Origin of the sequence: Paraburkholderia sp. GAS199 (genome assembly GCF_050436585.1) — a bacterium.
Classification (GTDB): domain Bacteria; phylum Pseudomonadota; class Gammaproteobacteria; order Burkholderiales; family Burkholderiaceae; genus Paraburkholderia.
This window is the reverse complement of record NZ_JBNDMM010000005.1, coordinates 464,418-483,117: the sequence shown is the minus strand read 5'-3', so window position 1 is coordinate 483,117 and position 18,700 is coordinate 464,418. Positions and strand designations below refer to the sequence as shown.

18 protein-coding genes are annotated in these 18,700 nt (G+C 60.1%); 8 read left to right on the top strand and 10 right to left on the bottom strand.

The features are described from left to right. Nucleotides 1-15 precede the first annotated feature (15 nt). Nucleotides 16-1,263: a serine hydroxymethyltransferase gene (gene glyA / locus P3T18_RS21700; protein ID WP_429302022.1), complete on the bottom strand. Its 1,248-nt coding sequence runs from the start codon at nt 1,261-1,263 to the stop codon at nt 16-18. A gap of 291 nt (nt 1,264-1,554) precedes the next feature. On the opposite strand from glyA, the gene P3T18_RS21695 reads away from it, so the two are divergent. After that, nucleotides 1,555-1,974, top strand: coding sequence for a GlcG/HbpS family heme-binding protein (locus P3T18_RS21695; protein WP_429302021.1), 420 nt, complete (start codon nt 1,555-1,557; stop codon nt 1,972-1,974). Between the two features lie 82 nt (nt 1,975-2,056). Here the strand turns inward: P3T18_RS21695 and P3T18_RS21690 are convergent, their stop codons facing one another. The 6 genes from P3T18_RS21690 to P3T18_RS21665 all read right to left on the bottom strand — a co-directional run bounded on the left by P3T18_RS21690 (nt 2,057) and on the right by P3T18_RS21665 (nt 9,514). Beyond that, the gene (locus tag P3T18_RS21690; protein WP_429302020.1) at nt 2,057-2,707 is read right to left on the bottom strand and encodes a formate dehydrogenase subunit gamma; all 651 of its coding nucleotides are present in this window, start codon (nt 2,705-2,707) and stop codon (nt 2,057-2,059) included. Continuing rightward, the gene (gene fdxH, locus P3T18_RS21685) at nt 2,694-3,617 is read right to left on the bottom strand and encodes a formate dehydrogenase subunit beta (protein WP_429302019.1); all 924 of its coding nucleotides are present in this window, start codon (nt 3,615-3,617) and stop codon (nt 2,694-2,696) included. The genes P3T18_RS21690 and fdxH overlap by 14 nt, the downstream gene beginning before the upstream one ends. Nucleotides 3,618-3,626: 9 nt before the next feature. Beyond that, nucleotides 3,627-6,695 (bottom strand): formate dehydrogenase-N subunit alpha, encoded by a 3,069-nt coding sequence (gene fdnG, locus P3T18_RS21680; RefSeq protein ID WP_429302018.1) that lies wholly within the window; start codon nt 6,693-6,695, stop codon nt 3,627-3,629. A gap of 198 nt (nt 6,696-6,893) precedes the next feature. Further along, a complete protein-coding gene (locus P3T18_RS21675) occupies nt 6,894-7,037 on the bottom strand; it encodes a hypothetical protein (protein ID WP_429302017.1) in 144 nt (47 codons plus the stop codon). Nucleotides 7,038-7,050: 13 nt separating this feature from the next. Then, nucleotides 7,051-8,049: a cytochrome d ubiquinol oxidase subunit II gene (cydB, locus tag P3T18_RS21670; RefSeq protein ID WP_429302016.1), complete on the bottom strand. Its 999-nt coding sequence runs from the start codon at nt 8,047-8,049 to the stop codon at nt 7,051-7,053. 40 nt (nt 8,050-8,089) lie between these two features. After that, nucleotides 8,090-9,514, bottom strand: a complete 1,425-nt coding sequence (locus P3T18_RS21665) for a cytochrome ubiquinol oxidase subunit I (RefSeq protein ID WP_429302015.1) — start codon at nt 9,512-9,514, stop codon at nt 8,090-8,092. A gap of 607 nt (nt 9,515-10,121) precedes the next feature. Here P3T18_RS21665 and P3T18_RS21660 point away from each other — a divergent pair. Beyond that, nucleotides 10,122-10,613: a DUF3331 domain-containing protein gene (locus P3T18_RS21660; RefSeq protein WP_429302014.1), complete on the top strand. Its 492-nt coding sequence runs from the start codon at nt 10,122-10,124 to the stop codon at nt 10,611-10,613. 51 nt (nt 10,614-10,664) lie between these two features. On the opposite strand, the gene P3T18_RS21655 is transcribed toward P3T18_RS21660, so the two are convergent. Next, nucleotides 10,665-11,546 carry a LysR substrate-binding domain-containing protein gene (locus P3T18_RS21655; protein ID WP_429302013.1) on the bottom strand — a complete coding sequence of 294 codons (882 nt, stop codon included), beginning with the start codon at nt 11,544-11,546 and terminating at the stop codon, nt 10,665-10,667. A gap of 113 nt (nt 11,547-11,659) precedes the next feature. Here P3T18_RS21655 and P3T18_RS21650 point away from each other — a divergent pair, with 113 nt between their 5' ends. After that, nucleotides 11,660-12,910, top strand: coding sequence for an MFS transporter (locus tag P3T18_RS21650; RefSeq protein WP_429302012.1), 1,251 nt, complete (start codon nt 11,660-11,662; stop codon nt 12,908-12,910). Between the two features lie 413 nt (nt 12,911-13,323). Here the strand turns inward: P3T18_RS21650 and P3T18_RS21645 are convergent, their stop codons facing one another. Then, complete coding sequence (locus P3T18_RS21645) at nt 13,324-13,668, bottom strand: DUF4148 domain-containing protein (protein WP_429302011.1); 345 nt, start codon at nt 13,666-13,668, stop codon at nt 13,324-13,326. A gap of 37 nt (nt 13,669-13,705) precedes the next feature. Then, nucleotides 13,706-14,005 (bottom strand): DUF4148 domain-containing protein, encoded by a 300-nt coding sequence (locus P3T18_RS21640; protein WP_429302010.1) that lies wholly within the window; start codon nt 14,003-14,005, stop codon nt 13,706-13,708. 256 nt (nt 14,006-14,261) lie between these two features. On the opposite strand from P3T18_RS21640, the gene P3T18_RS21635 reads away from it, so the two are divergent. The 5 genes from P3T18_RS21635 to P3T18_RS21615 all read left to right on the top strand — a co-directional run bounded on the left by P3T18_RS21635 (nt 14,262) and on the right by P3T18_RS21615 (nt 18,699). Then, nucleotides 14,262-14,465 carry a DUF1656 domain-containing protein gene (locus P3T18_RS21635; RefSeq protein ID WP_429302009.1) on the top strand — a complete coding sequence of 68 codons (204 nt, stop codon included), beginning with the start codon at nt 14,262-14,264 and terminating at the stop codon, nt 14,463-14,465. Nucleotides 14,466-14,511: 46 nt separating this feature from the next. Continuing rightward, on the top strand, nt 14,512-15,474 hold the full coding sequence (locus tag P3T18_RS21630) for a biotin/lipoyl-binding protein (RefSeq protein WP_429302008.1): 963 nt from the start codon (nt 14,512-14,514) through the stop codon (nt 15,472-15,474). A gap of 241 nt (nt 15,475-15,715) precedes the next feature. Further along, complete coding sequence (locus tag P3T18_RS21625; protein WP_429302007.1) at nt 15,716-17,149, top strand: aldehyde dehydrogenase family protein; 1,434 nt, start codon at nt 15,716-15,718, stop codon at nt 17,147-17,149. A gap of 167 nt (nt 17,150-17,316) precedes the next feature. Next, nucleotides 17,317-18,102: a type 1 glutamine amidotransferase domain-containing protein gene (locus P3T18_RS21620; RefSeq protein ID WP_429302006.1), complete on the top strand. Its 786-nt coding sequence runs from the start codon at nt 17,317-17,319 to the stop codon at nt 18,100-18,102. Nucleotides 18,103-18,243: 141 nt separating this feature from the next. After that, nucleotides 18,244-18,699, top strand: a complete 456-nt coding sequence (locus tag P3T18_RS21615; protein WP_429302005.1) for a (2Fe-2S)-binding protein — start codon at nt 18,244-18,246, stop codon at nt 18,697-18,699. Nucleotide 18,700: the final 1 nt, after the last annotated feature.

The following is an 18,700-nucleotide window of genomic DNA, read 5'->3' as shown; positions in this document are numbered from 1 at the left end:
GCTTAAGCGCGTGATTTAGCCATAAACGGGGAAGCGCTGCGTCAGCGTCACGACCTGTTCGCGCACAGCGGCAATGGCGGCCGCATCGTGCGGCTTGTCCAGCAGGTCAGCGATCAGATTGGCGATCTGCCGCGCTTCCTCTTCGCCGAAGCCGCGCGTGGTCATGGCAGGCGAGCCGAGACGGATTCCCGAGGTGACGAAAGGCTTCTCGGGGTCGTTCGGAATCGCGTTCTTGTTGACCGTGATATTGGCTTCGCCGAGTGCGCGCTCGGCATCTTTTCCCGTGATGCCTTTCGCGCGCAGATCGACCAGCATCACATGACTCTCCGTGCGGCCGGAGACGATACGCAGACCACGCGCCGTCAGCGTGTCGGCCATCACGGCCGCATTTCTCATGACCTGCCGCTGATATAGCCTGAATTCCGGTGCGGCGGCCTCCTTGAACGCGACTGCCTTGCCAGCGATCACATGCATCAGTGCACCGCCCTGAATGCCGGGAAAGATCGCTGAATTGATGGCTTTCTCATACGCGGCCTTCATCAGAATGACGCCGCCGCGCGGACCGCGCAACGTTTTGTGCGTCGTGGTGGTCACGAAGTCGGCATGCGGCACGGGATTCGGATACTCGCCGGTCACGATCAGGCCCGCGTAATGCGCGACATCCGCGAGGAAGTAAGCACCGGTTGCTTTCGCGACGCGGGCTATGCGCTCGAAGTCAATGCGCAGCGAAAAGGCCGACGCGCCCGCAATAATGAGTTTGGGCTTCTTCTCGTGCGCGAGTCTTTCCAGTTGGTCGTAGTCGATATCTTCGTCTGCATTCAAACCGTAACTCACCGCGTTGAACCACTTTCCGCTCACGTTCAGAGGCATGCCGTGAGTCAGGTGGCCGCCTTCCGCGAGACTCATGCCCATGATGGTGTCGCCGGGTTGGAGCACGGCGAAGAACACGCCTTCATTGGCTTGCGATCCTGAGTTTGGCTGGACATTGGCGGCGTCGGCGCCGAAGAGTTGCTTGACGCGGTCGATTGCAAGCTGCTCCACCACGTCGGCATATTCGCACCCGCCGTAATAACGCTTGCCCGGATAGCCTTCGGCATACTTGTTGGTGAATTGCGAGCCTTGCGCCGCCATGACGGCCGGTGAAGCATAGTTCTCCGACGCGATCAGTTCGATGTGATCTTCCTGACGCTGGTTCTCGCCCTGAATAGCGGCGAGTACTTCGGGGTCGATCTGCTTGAGTGTGTAGCGGCTGCGTTCGAACATGAGAGTCGGGTCCGTTAGAGTGCGGCTCGCTCGCTGATCGGGCGTCCTCGCCTCGCCTATTCTGACTCAATGTATCTAGCCACCGCTTTCGGAAAACACCGTTGCTTGCGGGATCGCCCGGATCGGTGCGGACAAGCGCACGCGCGTGACGAGATCGGCTCGATAGCATGATGGTTTTCCATTCGCAAGTTTGTCGAACCGACACGGCGATCGACGCAATCGAGGAATTTCAAATAACGTCAGCGTGACGAAAGCAGCCAGTTCGCAGTTCGATTTCCTAGCGAGGATGATATGACACGATCGTACGACACCCTGACACTCGACGACGCCAAGCTGATGTTGTCAGCGGCGGAAGCAAAGGCCACCAGTCTGGGCATTGCCTACAACATTGCAGTGGTCGATTCGGGGGCGCACCTGATCGCCTTCGTGCGCCAGGATAACGCCTTGATCGGCAGCATCGATCTCGCTATCGACAAAGCAGCAACCGCGCGAATCTTCGATAAAGCGACGGGCGACCTCGCCACGCTGGCGCAATCGGGCAAGCCGCTTTTCGGCATTCAGGAAAGCAATGCGGGGAAAGTGGTGATCTTTGGCGGCGGCATTCCCGTGGTGGTCAACGGGAAGATTGTCGGCGCAATCGGAACCAGCGCCGGAACAGTGGAGCAGGATATCGAAGTGGCCGAAGCCGGACTGGCCGCGCTCGGGCGTTGATGTACGACAGCGGGAAGGCACGCATCGACGCCTTCCTCGCTGGTTCGACTGGGGAGTGTTTGAGTGCTGCTGCGCCAGTACTTCAATGCGGGTCCCGGGGTTTCAGAAGCGAACGGAACCATTTGGGATGATGCTTTCTCGCCCATCCCGGCGTCACGTAACCGTGAAGCATTGCGCCTAACGTGCCTTGAATCCATATCCCGGCATAAATGTGGACCATGATGGCCGCGATCAGCACGAAGGCCGTGGCGGCGTGGGCGAGTGCGGCGAGCCGAACGATGTCGATGGGAAAATAGCCGGAAAAATAGCGACGCCAGATCACCACGCCCGTCAGCAACAGAATCATCATGCAGGGCAACAGCGTCCAGAACAGCATTTTCTGGCCGGCGTTGTAGCGGTTCACTTCCGGCACGCCTTCTTCACGATTGTTCAGTATGTCGAGAATATGCATGAGCCAGCGGATATCGTCGATCTCGATCAGGTTGTGATGCCAGTAGCGCAACGCCAGACCGGAAAAGCCGAAGAACATCACGAGCCCGATAAAGGGATGCAGCACTCTCATCCATTGACCGCCGCCGAACAAAGCCGATAGCCAGAACATGGCCGGATGAAACAGCGCGAGACCCGACAACGCCAGCATGACGAAACTGATCGCGGTAATCCAGTGGATCGTGCGCTCGTTGGCGTTGTAGCGTTCGATCAAGACACGATGATCTTCTTTAACGATGCTCATCTGGACTCTCCTGAATGGCTTCCATGTCGGCGCGTGCGGCGTCTTCGTCCGATTGATGAACCTGATTAGGTCCGATCCTGATGTAATGGAAAAACGTGACGATGGCAGTGAGGAACAGAATGGCCAGCGCGAACGGTTTCGCGATGCCTTTCCAGAGCAATACCATCTGGTTGATTCTCGGCTTGTCGGGCAAGCCGTGATACAGCGAAGGCTGATCCGCATGATGTAACACGTACATCACGTGCGTGCCGCCCACTCCCTCGGGGTCGTACAGGCCGGCCTGATCGAAACCGCGCTGTTTCAGGTCGACGATGCGATCGGCCGCCTGCTGCTTCATATCCTCTTTCGTCCCGAACATGATCGCGCCGGTCGGACAGGTCTTCGCACAGGCGGGCTCCTGGCCGACGGCAACCCGGTCGGAGCAGAGCGTGCACTTGTAGACGCGGTGCTCGGTCTTCGATAAACGCGGAACGTTAAACGGACAACCCGCGATGCAGTAGCCGCAGCCGATGCAGTTTTCCTCGTGAAAATCCACGATTCCGTTGGTGTACTGGACGATGGCGCCGGGCGAGGGGCAAGACTTCAGACAGCCGGGGTCCTCGCAATGCATGCAGCCGTCTTTGCGGATCAGCCATTCCAGATCGCCTTTCGGATTGACGTATTCGGTGAAACGCATGACTGTCCAAGAATGCTCCGACAGGTCGCGTGGATTGTCGTAGACGCCTTCGTTGACACCGATCTCGTCTCTCAGGTCGTTCCATTCCATGCAGGCCGTCTGGCACGCCTTGCAACCGATGCATTTGGACACGTCGATCAGTTTGGCGACCGTACCCGTGACCGGAACACGGTCTCCCGGTGGTTCGACCGTGGTGGCGGACAGACGTCGGATATCGAGCGATTGCAGGGACATATTCTGGCCTTATACCTTCTCGACTTTAACGAGAAAAGATTTGAATTCGGGCGTCTGCGTGTTCGCGTCTCCCACCGACGGCGTCAACGTATTGGCCAGATATCCCGGTTTCGCCAAACCTTTGTAGCCCCAATGAAGCGGCACACCCACCGTATGAACCTTCCTCCCTTCGATGAGTAACGGTTTGATGCGCTTCGTGACAACCGCAATGGCGAGAATGTGGCCGCGCTTCGACGACACCTTCACGGTGTCGCCCGCCACGACGCCCACTTCGAGCGCCAGTTCTTCGCTGATCTCGACGAACTGTTGCGGCTGGATAATCGCATTCAGGCGCGCGTGTTTGGTCCAGAAATGGAAATGCTCGGTGAGGCGGTAAGTCGTCGCGGTATGCGGAAAATCTTTCGCCGTGCCGAGATTGGCGCGGTCTGATGCAAAAATTCTGGCGGCAGGATTGTTCGTCACGTTCGGATGATTCGGATGCAGTGGATTGAATCCGATGGGTGTTTCGAACGGTTCGTAATGCTCGGGGAAGGGCCCTTCGTTCATCTGTGCGCGTGCGAAGAAACGCGCAATTCCTTCCGGGTTCATGATGAACGGACCCATGCCGAGATTCGGCGCTTCGTCTTCCTTGTAGTCGGGCACATCAGCGCCCGCCCACTTTTTGCCGTCCCACCAGATGATCTTGCGGCTGGGGTCGAAGGGTTGGCCGTTGACGTCGCACGACGCACGGTTATACAGAATGCGGCGATTGTCCGGCCATGCCCAGGCCCATCCCAGCGACTGGCCGATATTCGTCGGGTCGTCGTTATCGCGCCGCGCCATCATGTTGCCTTCTTCTGTCCACGCGCCGCAGAAGATCCAGCATCCGCTGGCCGTGCTGCCGTCGTCGCGGAGTTGCGAGAAGCCGGCAAGCTGCTGCCCTGCGCGCACGACCGGGCGATGCGGATCTTTCGCGTCGGTCAGATCGGTCACGGCCACGCCGTTGTATTCCTTCGCGAGTTCTTCCGGCGTGGGCGCATTCGGATCGACATACGACCAGTTCAGCTTGAGTATCGGGTCGGGGAATGCGCCGCCGTCGCGACGATACATGTCGCGCATGCGCATGAAAATGTTCGACATGATCTCGGCATCGGACAATGCATCGCCGGGCGGCTCCGCGCCTTTCCAGTGCCACTGCAGCACGCGCGACGAACTTACCACCGACCCGTTTTCTTCCGCGAAGCAGGTGGTGGGCAGACGGAAAACTTCGGTCTGTATTTCCGCCGGATTGGCATCGTGGTACTCGCCGAAGTTCTTCCAGAACTCGGAGGTCTCGGTGGCGAGCGGGTCCATGATGACCAGCCACTTGAGCTTGCACAGGCCGTCGAAAACCTTCGCCTTGTTCGGCGCGGAGGCAATCATGTTGAAGCCCTGGCAGACGTACCCCGTCATCTTGCCTTGCGTCATCAGGTCCACGTTGCGGATGATGTCGTAGGTCTGGTCGAATTTCGGTAGATAGTCGTACGCCCAGTCGTTCTCCCGGGTCGCGGCGTCGCCCCACCACGATTTCATCATGCTGACAAAGAACGCGCGGTAGTTCTGGTAATAGCTCAGCTGATTCGGACGCAGCGGCTTTAATACGTGCTTCTGGATATAGCGCTCGTATTCCTGGTCTTCTTCCGTGGGCAAGGTCATGTAGCCCGGCAGCATTTCACTGAGCAAGCCGAGATCCGTCAGCCCCTGAATATTCGAGTGGCCGCGCAATGCGTTGACCCCGCCGCCGGATATGCCGATGTTGCCGAGCAATAGCTGCACCATGGCGCCGGTCCGGATGATCTGCGCGCCGATCGAGTGATGCGTCCATCCCAATGCATAGAGCAGCGTGCCGGCGCGTTTGGGCGTGGCCGTGCTGGCAAGCATGTCGCAGACTTCGAGGAATCGGGCTTTCGGCGTGCCGCATATTCTCTCTACCATGTCGGGCGTGTATCTCGCGTAATGCTGCTTCATCAACTGATACACACAGCGGGGATGCGAGAGCGTGGGGTCCGTTTTGACGTAGCCGTCTTCGCCGTATTCGTAATCCCACGTGGTTTTGTCGTAGGCGCGCTTTTCCTCTTCGTAGCCGGAATAGAGTCCGTCCTTGAACTGAAAATCGTCGCGCACGATAAAACTGAAATCGGTGTAATTGCGAACGTACTCGTGCTGGATCCGATCCGTGCTCAGCAAATTGTTGATTACGCCGCCGAGAAACGCGATGTCGGTTCCAGTGCGGATGGGCGCGTAGTAGTCGGCCACCGAAGCAGTGCGTGTGAAGCGCGGATCGACCACGACCAGGCGCGCGCCGCGGTGCGCCTTGGCTTCCGTGACCCATTTGAATCCGCACGGATGCGCCTCGGCGGCATTGCCGCCCATTACGAGGATCACGTCCGCGTTTCGAATATCCACCCAGTGATTCGTCATCGAACCGCGGCCAAACGTCGGGGCAAGACCTGCCACCGTGGGACCGTGTCAGACGCGCGCCTGGTTGTCGAATGCAAGCATGCCCAGACTTCGGACCACCTTGTGGGTCAGATAGCCCGCTTCGTTGCTCGCTGCGGATGCGGCGAGAAAGCCGGTCGTGACCCAACGGTTGACGGTCTTGCCTTCGGGCGTCTTGTGAATGAAGTTGGCGTCGCGATCGGCCTTCAGCAGTTTTGCGATCCGGTCGAATGCGTCGTTCCAGGATATCGGTGTCCATTTGTCCGATCCGGGTGCGCGGTACTCGGGCATAGTGAGCCGCGCTTCACTGTGAACGATATCCAGCAGGCTGGCGCCTTTCGGACACAACGTTCCGCGATTGACGGGATGATCCGGATCGCCTTCGATATGAATGATGCTGCCCTTGGCATTCTTTGCGTTATCGCCCAGCGCGTACATCAGGATGCCGCAGCCGACCGAGCAATAGGTGCACGTATTGCGGACTTCCGTGGCGCGGCTGAGTTTGTATTGCCGGACTTCGGCCAGCGCGGGCGTGGGAGAAAAACCCAGCAGCGAAACACTCGAACCCGCCAGCGTGGCGGCGGAGATCTTCAGGAACTGGCGACGAGTCAGGCTGTCCATGGACGTTCCCCGCATATGTTGGTCAGGCCGGCGCTCACGGCATGGTGACGCCGCGCCGCTTGTAAAGCTGTCAGGAGACCGGCCCGAGACAGTCTCGCGGCCATCTATATGGTTACGCATTCCACCCGCCGTGTATTTCGACAACGCACGGACTCTTTCCGCTTCGACGTGCGCCGCTCGATTCGTGAGGCGGCAGGGTCAGTGCTTCATCGCCATGCTGGCGAGAAAATGAAACGGCATGGCAAGCAGCATGGTCCCGGCAAAGCCGACCAGCCAGAGGATGACGAACCACATCATGCGTTTGCCGAGCGTGGGCGCAGATTCAGTCGAGGGAGTGGGCATGACCTGGTCCTCCTTAGTGATACTGGCTTCCCGGTTCCACTTTCCCCCGGAATACCCAATAGCCGGCCGTGGTGTAGACGCAGATGATCGGGATGATGATCACCGCGCCGACGATCGCAAACATCTGACTGGAGCGAGGCGCAGCAGCGTCCCACAGCGTGACGCTATTCGGAATGGCGTATGGCCAGATGCTGACCAGCAGTCCGATGTAGCCGAGCAGGATCAGCACGAGACAGAGCACGAAGGGCGCGGCCTCGGCGCGGCGCTTGAGCGCGGCGTACATGAGCACGGCGGTGATCGCGACGAGAATCGGCACTGGATAAAGACGATAACGGAATGTCGAATCGAACCAGCGCGACGCGACTTGTGCGTCCGTGAGGGGTGTCCACACGCTTACCGCGATGATGAAGCCGAGCAGCGCAAGCGTGAGCGGCCAGACGAGCGTGCGAATGCGGGCCTGGAATTCACCGCCCGTTTTCATCACCAGATAGGTGGCGCCTTGCAGCGCGTACGTCACCATCAGTCCCATGCCGGTAAAAAAGCTGAAGGGCGTGACCCAGAAAAACGGGTCGCCGGAGAAAACGCCGTCTTTGACCGGAATGCCGTGAAGATAGGCGCCCAGAATGACGCCCTGAAAAAAGGCGGCGCCGGCCGATCCGCAGATGAAAGAGAGATTCCACAGGTTCTTGGTTCGACGCGCCTTGCCGCGCACTTCGAACGAAACGCCCCGAAAAATCAGGCAGACCAGCATGAAGATGATGGGCAGATAGAGTCCCGAGAGCGCGACGGAATACACCATCGGGAACGCAGCGAACAACGCTGCGCCGCCCAGTACCAGCCAGGTTTCATTGCCGTCCCAAACGGGCGCGATGCTATGCATCATCATGTCCCGTTCGTCTTCAGCGGGGAAGAATGGGAAGATCATGCCAATGCCCAGATCGAATCCGTCGAGGACGATATACATAAAGAGACCGAGCGCGATGATCGCCGCCCAAACCACGGTGATGTCCATGCAATACTCCTTGGCCTCGAAAGGCTCGGTATGCGGGCGCTTATTCGGTAGCGGCGGCGGTAGCGGGCGCGGTTGCCGTGGCAGCGGCGAGCGGGCGTCGGCCGGTCGCGTCCTCGGGATGAGGCGACGTTGCGACATCCTCGTGATTCGCCGCCTGGCCTGGTCCCGCATGGATGAGCTTGAGGATGTAGTAAATGCCCGTGCCGAACACGAGGCAATACACCACCACGAAGATCAGCAGCGAGACACCCGCGCTTTGCGCCGTGATGGGCGACACGGCATCTCGGGTTCGCAATACGCCATACACGACCCACGGCTGGCGTCCGGCTTCCGTTGTGATCCAGCCGGCGATGAGCGAAACGATGCCCATGGGTCCCATGAGAACAGTGAGCCAGTTGTAAGGACGAAATTCGAAGAGCCGTCCGCCGCGCCGTAACAGCACGCCGGCAATGGCGGTGAGAATCATCAGTACGCCGAGGCCGGCCATGATCCGGAAGGTCCAGAAGATCAGCGACGAATTCGGCCGGTCTTCTTTGGGAAACTCTTTCAGACCGCGGATTTCGCCATCCCAGCTATGAGTCAGGATAAGACTGCCGAGATGGGGAATCTTGATGGCGTAACGCGTTTCTTCGGCCTGCATGTCGGGAAAGCCGATCAGGTTGAGTGACGTGCCGCCTTTTTCCGTTTCCCACAAACCTTCGATGGCCGCGATCTTGGCCGGCTGATAGTGGCGCGTATTCAGGCCGTGCTGATCGCCGACGAATGCCTGAATCGGCGCGAGAACCAGCAGCAGCCATAGCGCCATCGAGTACATCGTCCTGACTTCCGGATCGCGGCGCCCGCGCAGCAGATGCCACGCGCCGGTCCCGGCCACGATGAGCGCCGCGACGATAAACGCGGCCATGGTCATGTGCGCGAGGCGATACGGGAACGACGGATTGAAAATGACGGCCCACCAGTCGACCGGAACCACATGACCGTTTTCAACGCGGAAGCCTTGCGGCGTTTGCATCCAGCTATTCGACGAGAGTATCCAGAAGGTCGAGATCAGCGTGCCGATGGCGACGAGTACCGTGGCCGCGAAATGTCCTTTGGGTCCGACTTTTTCCCAACCGAACAGCATGATGCCGAGAAACCCCGCTTCGAGAAAAAACGCGGTCATGACTTCATAAGTGAGGAGCGGACCCGTGATCGGCCCGGCGAACTTCGAGAACCCTGACCAGTTCGTGCCGAACTGATAAGCCATCACCACGCCGGATACGACACCCATGCCGAAACCGACAGCGAAGATTTTCGCCCAGTAGAGGCAGAGTTCCTTGTAATGCGGCTTGCCGGTTTTCAGATAACAGCCTTCAAGGACGGCCAGAAAACTCGCGAGTCCGATACTGAGCGCAGGGAAAATGATGTGGAAAGAAACCGTGATAGCAAACTGGAACCGTGACAGATCAAGCGCATTGGCGTCCATCGCAATCACCTTGCTGTGTGGCGTGCGAGCGGTGTTGCCGCGCACACCCTGGTTTGATTGAAGAAATCACCTCGACATGCCGGCACCGCTGCATAAAAACGTTGGGTCGGCATCCGGGTCACGTTGGTGCTGCGTTCGCTCTACGCTTCCGATAGCAGCACACTAGCGCGGCTCGCCGTTCACGAACATCGTACCGGGGTATGGTCCGGGCATAGGGCACCAGGAACACCCTATACCCGTGTATAAGCCGCTCGTGAAATGCAGCGCATTGCGTGGCGTGTCCGGAGTCCGGTTCGCCTTGCCAATGCGGCGTATCCGCGTCTCCCGGCTGATCGGGTCTGCGTCATTCCCATTCAATGCCCGGAATGGATGATCTCCGGGACCACGACTCGCCCGGCACCCCAAACGAAGGTATAGGGCCGGACAGGATTCTTTGACGACCCGCAACCTTTTGTAGGGCTGGTTCGGCCGCCCAAGCGGCGATATCTTGGTCCCGTCGCATTCACATCGATCCGGATGCGGCGTCCAGTCTGTTGATACAGGTGCCGGCGGCTTGCGCGTTTGCTGTCCGCAGGTGTGAAAGTGTTAGTGCCGAATGGAGGCGCAAATGCGGCTAGATACGACCCTCGTCGATCCGTGGACCCGGACGATCAATCTTTTATCGCTGCCCGCCGGTTCGCCGATTTCAACCGAAGAGGCTTTCGACTTTGCTGTGAGACGCCGGGCCTTTCCGGAGAGCAGCGATTCGAAACGCGAACCCTCCGTGCGAGTGGTCGAGCGGCCTACCGCGCTCACGGTCACGCTCGACTGGCGCGATTCGACCAAGTGCTGCTATCGCGAACAATTATGGGTGTCCGCGAAAGCGCGTGTGTCCGGACGATGCGCGATGAGCGGTGCGGCCATTTTTCCCGGCGACGCAATTTTCCGCCCGCGTCCGGCGCGCCCGGCTCCCCGCAATGTCGGCGCGATGGTTCTCGCATCGGCCGTGGACGCCTGCGCCGCGCATGACACGACGCCGAGCGAGCCGAGCGTCAGCCGCAATCTGAGCGGTGTCGTCATCGTTCCGCTTCGTCGATATGTGGCCTATAAAGACGAATAGTCGTGGCGTTGCGCGGCGGCACTGAAACGGGAAATTCTCCGTGCGTTCCGGCTATTTGCCGAGCTGGGTTTTTATCCAGCGATAGAACTGCATGATGGCGTCTTCACGTGGATGGCCGTCGCGCCAGGTAAAGAAATATTCGAACGAGGCCGGAATACGAACCTGGCCCAACTGCACTAGTTCACCCCGCTCGATCAGATCGCGCGCGAGTTGCAAGCGCGCGGTCGCCACGCCTTGCCCCGCGACGGTGGCCTGCAGCATCAGGCCGGCGTCGTCGAATATCGGACCCCGTAGCGGCTCCGATCCATCCACGCCGGCCGCTTCGAAGAAGTCACGCCAGCCACGGCGCGAAAAGCGCAGCAGCGGCATGCTCGCGAGTTCTTTCAGTTCGAAGTCCGGATAGCGCGCGAGCAGCGCCGGACTGCACACGGCAACCACCTGATCGTCGAGCAGCTTGCGAATCTGGAAGCCGGGTTCGTCGACACGGCGATGCCAGATGCCGACGTCGAACGGATAAGGATCGGGCGCCGACACGGCCGCATGCATGTGCAGCGAGAGATCGACCTCGGGATAGCGTTCGTAAAAATCGCCGAGACGGGGAATCAGCCACATCGAAGCGAGATCGGACATGACGCTGACTTCGAGCCGCGTCACGCCGTTCATGCCGGGACGCGTGGCGTCGAGTGCATCGCGCAGGTCGTCGAGATTGCGGCGGACGCGGTCGGCGAGCTGCGCGCCGGCCGCAGTGGGAATCATGCGGCTGCCGACGCGCTTGAACAGTTCGACGCCGAGATCGGCTTCGAGCGCGCGCAAATGATGGCTGACGGCGCTGTGCGTCAAATGCAATTCTTCTGCGGCGCGGCTGAAGCTGCGCCTTCTGGCGGCGGCTTCGAGCGCTCGCAGCGCCTGAAGGGGAGGAATGGAGCGTGGCATGAAGTCAAATTCTACTCACAATTGCCGCTTAATTCTCTCGCTGGCATGAAGCGGCGTCATAAGAAATAATCGACGCTCCAAAAAGACCTTCTCGCACCCGTGTTTGCCAGCATATGACCGCACTCAGATTGCGCGTACTGGCCGTCTTCGCGCTCGGCTACTTCATTTCCTTCCTGTTTCGCGGTGTCAACCTGGGTTTCGCTCCGTTTCTGTCTCGCGAACTGGGATTGACCGCGCCTAACCTCGGCACGCTGACGAGTATTTATTTCCTCGGCTTCGCGGGTGCGCAGATTCCCGCGGGCGTGCTGCTCGACCGCTATGGCGCGCGTCGCGTGACGGCGGGCGTCCTGCTGTTCGCCGCCGCGGGATCGCTGCTGTTCTCGCTCTCGCACAGCATGGGCGGCATGCTGGCGGGTCGTCTGTTGATCGGCATCGGTGGCTCGGTGTGTCTTGGCGGCGCCTTCAAGGCGACGGCCCAACATTTCCCGGTTCAGCAACTCACCCTGGTCAACGGTATCGTGATGGCCGTGGGCGGCCTCGGTGGAGTTGCCGTGGGTGCGCCGCTTTCTCTGCTGCTCACCGTCGCGCAATGGCGGACCGTCAGCGTCGGACTGGCTGTTTTGACGGCATGCGTGGCCGCGATTATCTGGCTGGGCGCGCCGTCCAGCGAAACGAAAGCGTCGGCTGCGAGTTTCGCCGACCAGTTCAAAGGCACGCTGCACATTCTTCGCAGCCGTGCATTCTGGAAACTGGCAACTTTCTCCGCGCTCACTCAGGCCGTGTTCTATGCGATGCAATCGTTGTGGGTGGGAGCATTCCTGCGCGACCTGGTGCCGCTCGGTTCGACCTCGGGCGCGGCGCGTATCGGCTCGCTGATCTCGATGCTGGGCGGTGCCTTCATTGTCGGCAACGTCTGTTTTGGCGCACTGGCGCGGGCATTCGAGCGGCGCGGCATCCGGGTTCAGAGCTTCTCCGGTGTCACCATGCTGGCCTTCGTGGTCGTTCAGGCTTTACTGGCGGCGCGCATTCCTCTTCCCGAGCCTGTGTTGTGGGTGGCTTACGGGGCGCTCGGCGGCACCGGCATTCTCACTTATGCGGTACTGGCCGAGCATTTTCCCGCTCGACTGATCGGCCGCGTGAATACCACGTTCACGCTCGTGATTTTCGTGGGGATCTTCGTCACGCAGATCGCGGTCGGCGCAGCGCTTTCTCATTGGCCGGTCAGCGAGGGACATTACCCGGCTGCGGCCCATCAGGCGGTGTGGGCTGGTCTCATCGCGCTGCAAATACTCGGTGCTTTATGGTACTTCCTGCCCGGCCGACGTCGGGGCAGCAGTGCGGTGACGCCAGAATTTCAGGGGTGAAGCACTGCGCTCGCCCAACTCGGAACCCGGCGGATAGGCACCACCGACATCCGTCATTCCCTCGGCCCGATAGTCGCTTCGCTCGTTTTCCGCACTCAGGCCGCGCTGCGAGATGGGTGCGCCCACATCGGGCCGATAGAAGGGCGCAGGGCCGTATCCGCTCGCGAAAGCGGACGGCATGACGGATAAACTCGCCGCAGCGAGCATGCCCGCAATAGAAAGACGCTTCATGGTGAACCTCCAGCGGTTGTCGCCGCAACGGCGAGCCGCGCGCTTCACTCGGGCGGCCCGTTGCGGTCGGTCAGAACGACTTCGCATGGAAGCAGTTCACGACTGCATTGTCGCGACCTTGCATCTGGCTGTCTTTCCGGATCGCCCGCCGTTACCGATGCAATAGCGCCCCGCGTGGCGATTCAGCGCGGGGACGGCGGATCAGCCAGCGCGGCACACGCTGCCGGCACATGTGATTTCGACTCGAGCTGCGGCGCCGAACGGCTACCGTCGCCGGATGCGCGCTGACGCTTCTGCGACGCGAGGCGTTGCTCGGCTGCTTCGATGTCGTCGGGAAAATGCAGGCTCGACGCCTGTGCGGGACGATAGCCCACGCCTTCGAGATCGCAGAGGTCCCGCAATACCTGTTCGCGGCTAAGCGGACCATTCGACGCTTGCGCGAACGCCGGCAGTGCGCGGACCACCAACGCGGCAGTTAGTGCAGTAGTTAGTGCAGTAGTCAGCGCATATAAAGCGAGCCGTTTCAATTCATCCTCCCTACGAATCGGGCCACGTGGACACGCTTCAGAGCGCATGTCCTGTGGAAAGCGACGAGCCGGTCGAATCCGGCGTGCTTCGACTCGCGGCATGGTTGCCTGCCGTGGCCGAGACACGCGCCTCGGCGGCCTGAATGTCGTTGGGATAATCGGCGTCTTCGCTAATGGCGGGGTTGTAACCGGCTGCTTCCAGTTGCCGAAGCTCGGCCTTCACTTCGGCGCGGGAAACCGTCGAACCGGATTGGCAGAACGCGACGGTGGATGCCGCCGTCAACGTGACGAACAGGACGGCACGAGCGCAAGGGAGTGAAATCAACGGCATCGTCATGGCAACCTCCAGTGGGGTTTCGAAACGCTGGATAGCTACGCGTGGTAGCTGCGTTGCCAATCAATAACCCTCTTTTTCGCAACGTGAGCAGTGTTAGTTTCACTTCGCAAATCACAGTGCGTAGTCGAAAGAGCGTCGGGTCGGATCGCTGTAACATGCCTGGCATAGTGGGGCGCAAAGCACGGATGGGTTGAATCGACTCGGGAGGAACGCTGTAACGACGCACGCCCTCGAACATCCATTTCAGGTGAAGACCATGCCCGTTGAAATAGAACTGTTCGGTTTCTTCGCCCCCGTCCTGCTGCTCGTTCTGGTGGCGAGCGTGTTGCTGTTCATCGTGCTCGATCTGCTGCTCGCGAAGTTGGGCATATATCGATTCGCCTGGCACCCGGGCCTTTTCAGAGTCGCGCTATTTGCTGCCTTGTTCAGCACCGCCGCGCTGATCGTCCAGAAAACCTGATTGCCGGCTGTGCAACGTAGAGTGGACTGAGCCAACGGGGCGGAAGATGAACAAGCAGCCTTTCATTCGGATTGCCGTAACGCTGCTGGTGCTCGCTGTCGCCCTCGGATTGACGTACGCAATCTGGCAGCGATACATGTACTCGCCGTGGACGCGGGACGGTCGCGTGCGGGCCAACGTCATCAATCTGTCGGCCGACGTGTCCGGGCTCGTCAAGGAAGTGCGCGTCAAAGACAATCAGTGGGTGCGCAAGGGCGACGTGCTGTACGTCATCGATCCCGACCGGTTCAGGTACGCAGTGGACCAGGCGGATGCGGACTCGGCGCGGGCGCGGGCGCAATTGCTGCAGGCCGAGTCGGTGATGAACGCGAGTCTGTTCGAATCGAAGATGCGCAAGGACCAGGCGACGCGCCGCGAAAAGCTCGCTGGCGATGTGGTCTCGGAGGAAATACGCTCCGACTACAACCTGCAATCGCGCCAGTCGCAATCGGCGCTGGATGCGGCGCGCGCGGCGTATGCGGCGGCTCAGGCAAGCCTCAAGGCTTCGCTCGTGCGAGCAGACGTGGCACATCTGGACCTCGTGAGAAGCGAGGTCCATGCACCCACTGACGGTTACATCACCAATCTGAATCTCTATCCCGGCGACTTCGCGACCGCCGGCGTGGCGCGCATGGCGATGATCGATTCGAACTCGTTCTGGGTCTACGGGTATTTCGAAGAGACAAAAATTCAGCGGGTCCATGTCGGCGATCATGCCGCGGTACGGCTGCTCGGCGGGAATGTCGATATCGGCGGTCACGTGGACAGCATCGCAAGCGGCATCGTCGATCGCGACAATCCCACGGGCTCCGGCGAACTGCTGGCGAATGTCGATCCGATCTTCACGTGGGTACGCCTCGCCCAACGTGTGCCGGTGCGAATCCACCTCGACCGTGTGCCGCCCGGCGTTCATCTCGCGATGGGCATGACCTGCACCATCGTGCTGACGCCAGACAAGACCGTTCGCTAATACGGCAGACGTGCATCCCGAACAAAAGGATGACGTCGTGTTTACCGGATAGTTTCAGTCGCTTCAGGAAAGACTCCCGGCAGTCCGCCGACTATTCTCGATCCGTGTGTGACCGCATTCCGTTTGCCTTCCGTAGAGAGAGGCACGGTGGATTCATCGCGCAATGGGTCCGCCATTCAGCTAGCCATTTGCCGGAAGAGACGCCCATTCGCGCCCGAGGTCAAATCAAGGAGAACCTGTCATGCTGCAAAAGAGCTATCCGTATTACATCGCTAACGAGGCCGTCGCCGCGAATACGGATCTCGACGTCACGGACAAGTACAGCGGTGAAGTTGCGACGCGTGTCGCGCTAGCCGACGCCAAGGCCATCGACCAGGCGATCGGCTTCGCCGTGGCTGCGATGCCCGCGATGCGCGTTTTTCCGCCGTATAAACGCCAGGCCGTGCTGGAGCATTGCGTCAAACGCTTCGGCGAGCGTGCCGAAGAAATGGCGATGGCCTTATGCATCGAGGCAGGCAAACCGATCAAGGATTCGCGCGGCGAAGTATCGCGTCTGATCGACACGTTCAAGGTGGCCGCGGAAGAATCCGTGCGCATTGGCGGTGAAATTCTGAATCTGGAGATATCGCAGCGCGCAAAGGGTTACCACGCCTACGTGAAGCGCGTTCCCATCGGCCCCTGTTCATTCATCTCGCCATTCAATTTTCCGCTCAACCTCGCCGCTCATAAAGTGGCACCCGCACTCGCCGCCGGTGTGCCCTTCGTATTGAAGCCCGCGAGCCGCACGCCGATCGGCGCGTTGATCATCGGTGAAGTACTGGCGGAAACGGACCTGCCGAAAGGGGCCTTTTCGATTTTGCCTGCACACCGTGACGGCGCGGACCTCTTCACGACCGACGATCGCTTCAAGCTGATGTCGTTCACGGGCTCGCCTGCCGTCGGCTGGGATCTGAAGGCACGATCGGGGAAAAAGAAAGTCGTGCTCGAACTGGGCGGTAATGCCGCAGTGATCGTGGATAGCGATCAGCGCGACAAACTCGACTACGTGGTCGACCGCATCGCCTTCGGTGCGTTCTATCAGTCGGGGCAGAGTTGTATCGGCGTACAGCGGATTCTCGTGCATTCGTCCGTGTACGACGAATTGCGCGAGAAGCTGATCGTCAAGACCAAGTCGTTGAAGATGGGCGATCCGAAAGACGAGAGCACGTTTGTCGGGCCGATGATTTCCGAATCGGAATCGCGCCGGCTATCCGGCTGGATGGATGCGGCAGTCAAGGCGGGCGCGAAGATCATCGCGGGCGGCAAGGTGGAAGGCGCGATGTTCGAGGCCACGCTGCTCGAGAACGTCGGCCACGACACCGATCTCTATCGCAAGGAAGCATTTGGCCCGATTGCGATTCTCGAGATGTTCGACGATTTCAACAAAGCGCTGACGACAGTCAACGACAGCGATTTCGGTCTGCAAGCCGGCATATTCACCGATTCGCTGATGCATGCTCACCAGTCATGGGACGAACTGGATGTCGGCGGCGTGGTCATCAACGACGTCTCGTCGTTCCGTGTCGACAACATGCCGTATGGCGGCGTGAAAGACTCGGGCATTGGCCGCGAAGGCGTCCGCTACGCGATCGAGGACATGACCGAATTGCGCCTGATGGTCATGCGCCAGATGTGAGAACGGGCACGCGTCACTCACCGGACGCGGCGTTCCCGGCTGAACAGGATTATTCGATGTGAACCAGTGCGCCGGCTGGTCGTGCAGCCTCGCACGGCTTCGTGCGAGCGGCGATCGCGGCATTCACCCATGAGTCATCGCTCCTGACGGGGCCCAACGGAGGCGTTATGAGTAAGGGAACGGTTTTGGTAGTGGGATCGAATGGCGACAAGCTGGAGCTTCGGGACGGCAAGTCGGCCGCCATCGGTACGTATCTCAACGAGATGGTGGTGCCGGTCATGGCGCTGGTGAATGCCGGATACGAGATCGTGCTGGCGACGCCTTCCGGTGCGAGGCCGATTCTCGACGAAGTGTCGGTCAGTGCATCGCATTTCAACAACGACGAAAAAGCATTCCAGACCGCACTCGAGTTCTTCAATACCTATCCGGCCATCGTCAAGCCGCGCACGCTGAGTTCGGTTGTGGAAGAAGGGCTGGATAAATATGCCGCCATGTTCGTTCCCGGTGGTCACGCGCCGATCATCGACATTTCGCAGAACGCCGATGTCGGCACGATTCTGCGTCATTTCCACGAAAAGGGCCTGCCCACTGCACTGCTGTGTCACGGTCCCATTACGTTGATTGCCTCGGTGCCCGAGATGACGGCGTTCCGCGCCGCATTGGAACGTGACGACATGACGGCGGCCAAGACAGCCGGCAAGGGCTGGCAATACGCGGGCTATCAGATGACGATCTTCTCCAATGACGAAGAGAAGATTGCCGAAGATCAGTTGCTGCACGGAAAAATGAAGTTCTACGTGGGCGACGCGCTTCAGGCCGCAGGCGGCATCGTGACCAGCAATACGCAAGTGTTCGAGCCACACGTGACGCAAGATCGCGAACTCATTACGGGCCAGAATCCGCGCTCGGATCATGCGATCGCCGACGCTTTACTCAAAGCGCTGGCCGGCTGACCGGTCGATCTTTGATAACGGGCTCTTTGCATTCAGGCAGCGAAGTACCCGATCGCGCAGAGTGGACGGCACGCCATGGCTTTCGCAGCGGGCGGCGATCCGTCTCATTCTGCGCGATCGGCACATCGCGTCGGAGGATTCATGACCACACTCAACATCAACGGTCAGCCGCACACCGTCGACGCGCCACCCGACATGCCGGTTCTATGGGTACTGCGCGATCTGGTCGGGCTCACCGGAACGAAATTCGGCTGCGGCATCGCACAGTGCGGAGCCTGCACAGTTCATCTCGACGGCGTCGCGGTGCGTTCGTGCGTGCTGCCGGTCGCCGCGGTGGGCGACAGATCGCTCACCACGATCGAAGGTATCGGCGACACACCGGCCGGCAAGAAAGTGCAGGCCGTCTGGCGCCAGATCGACGTGGTGCAGTGCGGCTACTGCCAGTCCGGTCAGGTGATGCAGGCAGCGTCGCTGCTGACGCAGAATCCGAATCCGAGCGACGCCGATATCGACGCGGCAATGGCGGGCAACATCTGCCGCTGCGGCACGTACAACCGCATTCGCGCTGCGATCAGGCAGGCCGCGAAGGAGGTGTGAC

Coding starts and splice junctions, on each gene's coding strand:
- P3T18_RS21630 (WP_429302008.1), top strand. CDS start 14,512: ATGAACAAGCAGCCTTTCATTCGGATTGCCGTAACGCTGCTGGTGCTC.
- cydB (WP_429302016.1), bottom strand. CDS start 8,049: ATGGACATCACCGTGGTTTGGGCGGCGATCATCGCGCTCGGTCTCTTT.
- glyA (WP_429302022.1), bottom strand. CDS start 1,263: ATGTTCGAACGCAGCCGCTACACACTCAAGCAGATCGACCCCGAAGTA.
- P3T18_RS21660 (WP_429302014.1), top strand. CDS start 10,122: ATGCGGCTAGATACGACCCTCGTCGATCCGTGGACCCGGACGATCAAT.
- P3T18_RS21695 (WP_429302021.1), top strand. CDS start 1,555: ATGACACGATCGTACGACACCCTGACACTCGACGACGCCAAGCTGATG.
- P3T18_RS21640 (WP_429302010.1), bottom strand. CDS start 14,005: ATGACGATGCCGTTGATTTCACTCCCTTGCGCTCGTGCCGTCCTGTTC.
- P3T18_RS21615 (WP_429302005.1), top strand. CDS start 18,244: ATGACCACACTCAACATCAACGGTCAGCCGCACACCGTCGACGCGCCA.
- P3T18_RS21635 (WP_429302009.1), top strand. CDS start 14,262: ATGCCCGTTGAAATAGAACTGTTCGGTTTCTTCGCCCCCGTCCTGCTG.
- P3T18_RS21675 (WP_429302017.1), bottom strand. CDS start 7,037: ATGCCCACTCCCTCGACTGAATCTGCGCCCACGCTCGGCAAACGCATG.
- P3T18_RS21665 (WP_429302015.1), bottom strand. CDS start 9,514: ATGGACGCCAATGCGCTTGATCTGTCACGGTTCCAGTTTGCTATCACG.
- P3T18_RS21620 (WP_429302006.1), top strand. CDS start 17,317: ATGAGTAAGGGAACGGTTTTGGTAGTGGGATCGAATGGCGACAAGCTG.
- P3T18_RS21625 (WP_429302007.1), top strand. CDS start 15,716: ATGCTGCAAAAGAGCTATCCGTATTACATCGCTAACGAGGCCGTCGCC.
- P3T18_RS21690 (WP_429302020.1), bottom strand. CDS start 2,707: ATGAGCATCGTTAAAGAAGATCATCGTGTCTTGATCGAACGCTACAAC.
- P3T18_RS21650 (WP_429302012.1), top strand. CDS start 11,660: ATGACCGCACTCAGATTGCGCGTACTGGCCGTCTTCGCGCTCGGCTAC.
- fdxH (WP_429302019.1), bottom strand. CDS start 3,617: ATGTCCCTGCAATCGCTCGATATCCGACGTCTGTCCGCCACCACGGTC.
- P3T18_RS21655 (WP_429302013.1), bottom strand. CDS start 11,546: ATGCCACGCTCCATTCCTCCCCTTCAGGCGCTGCGAGCGCTCGAAGCC.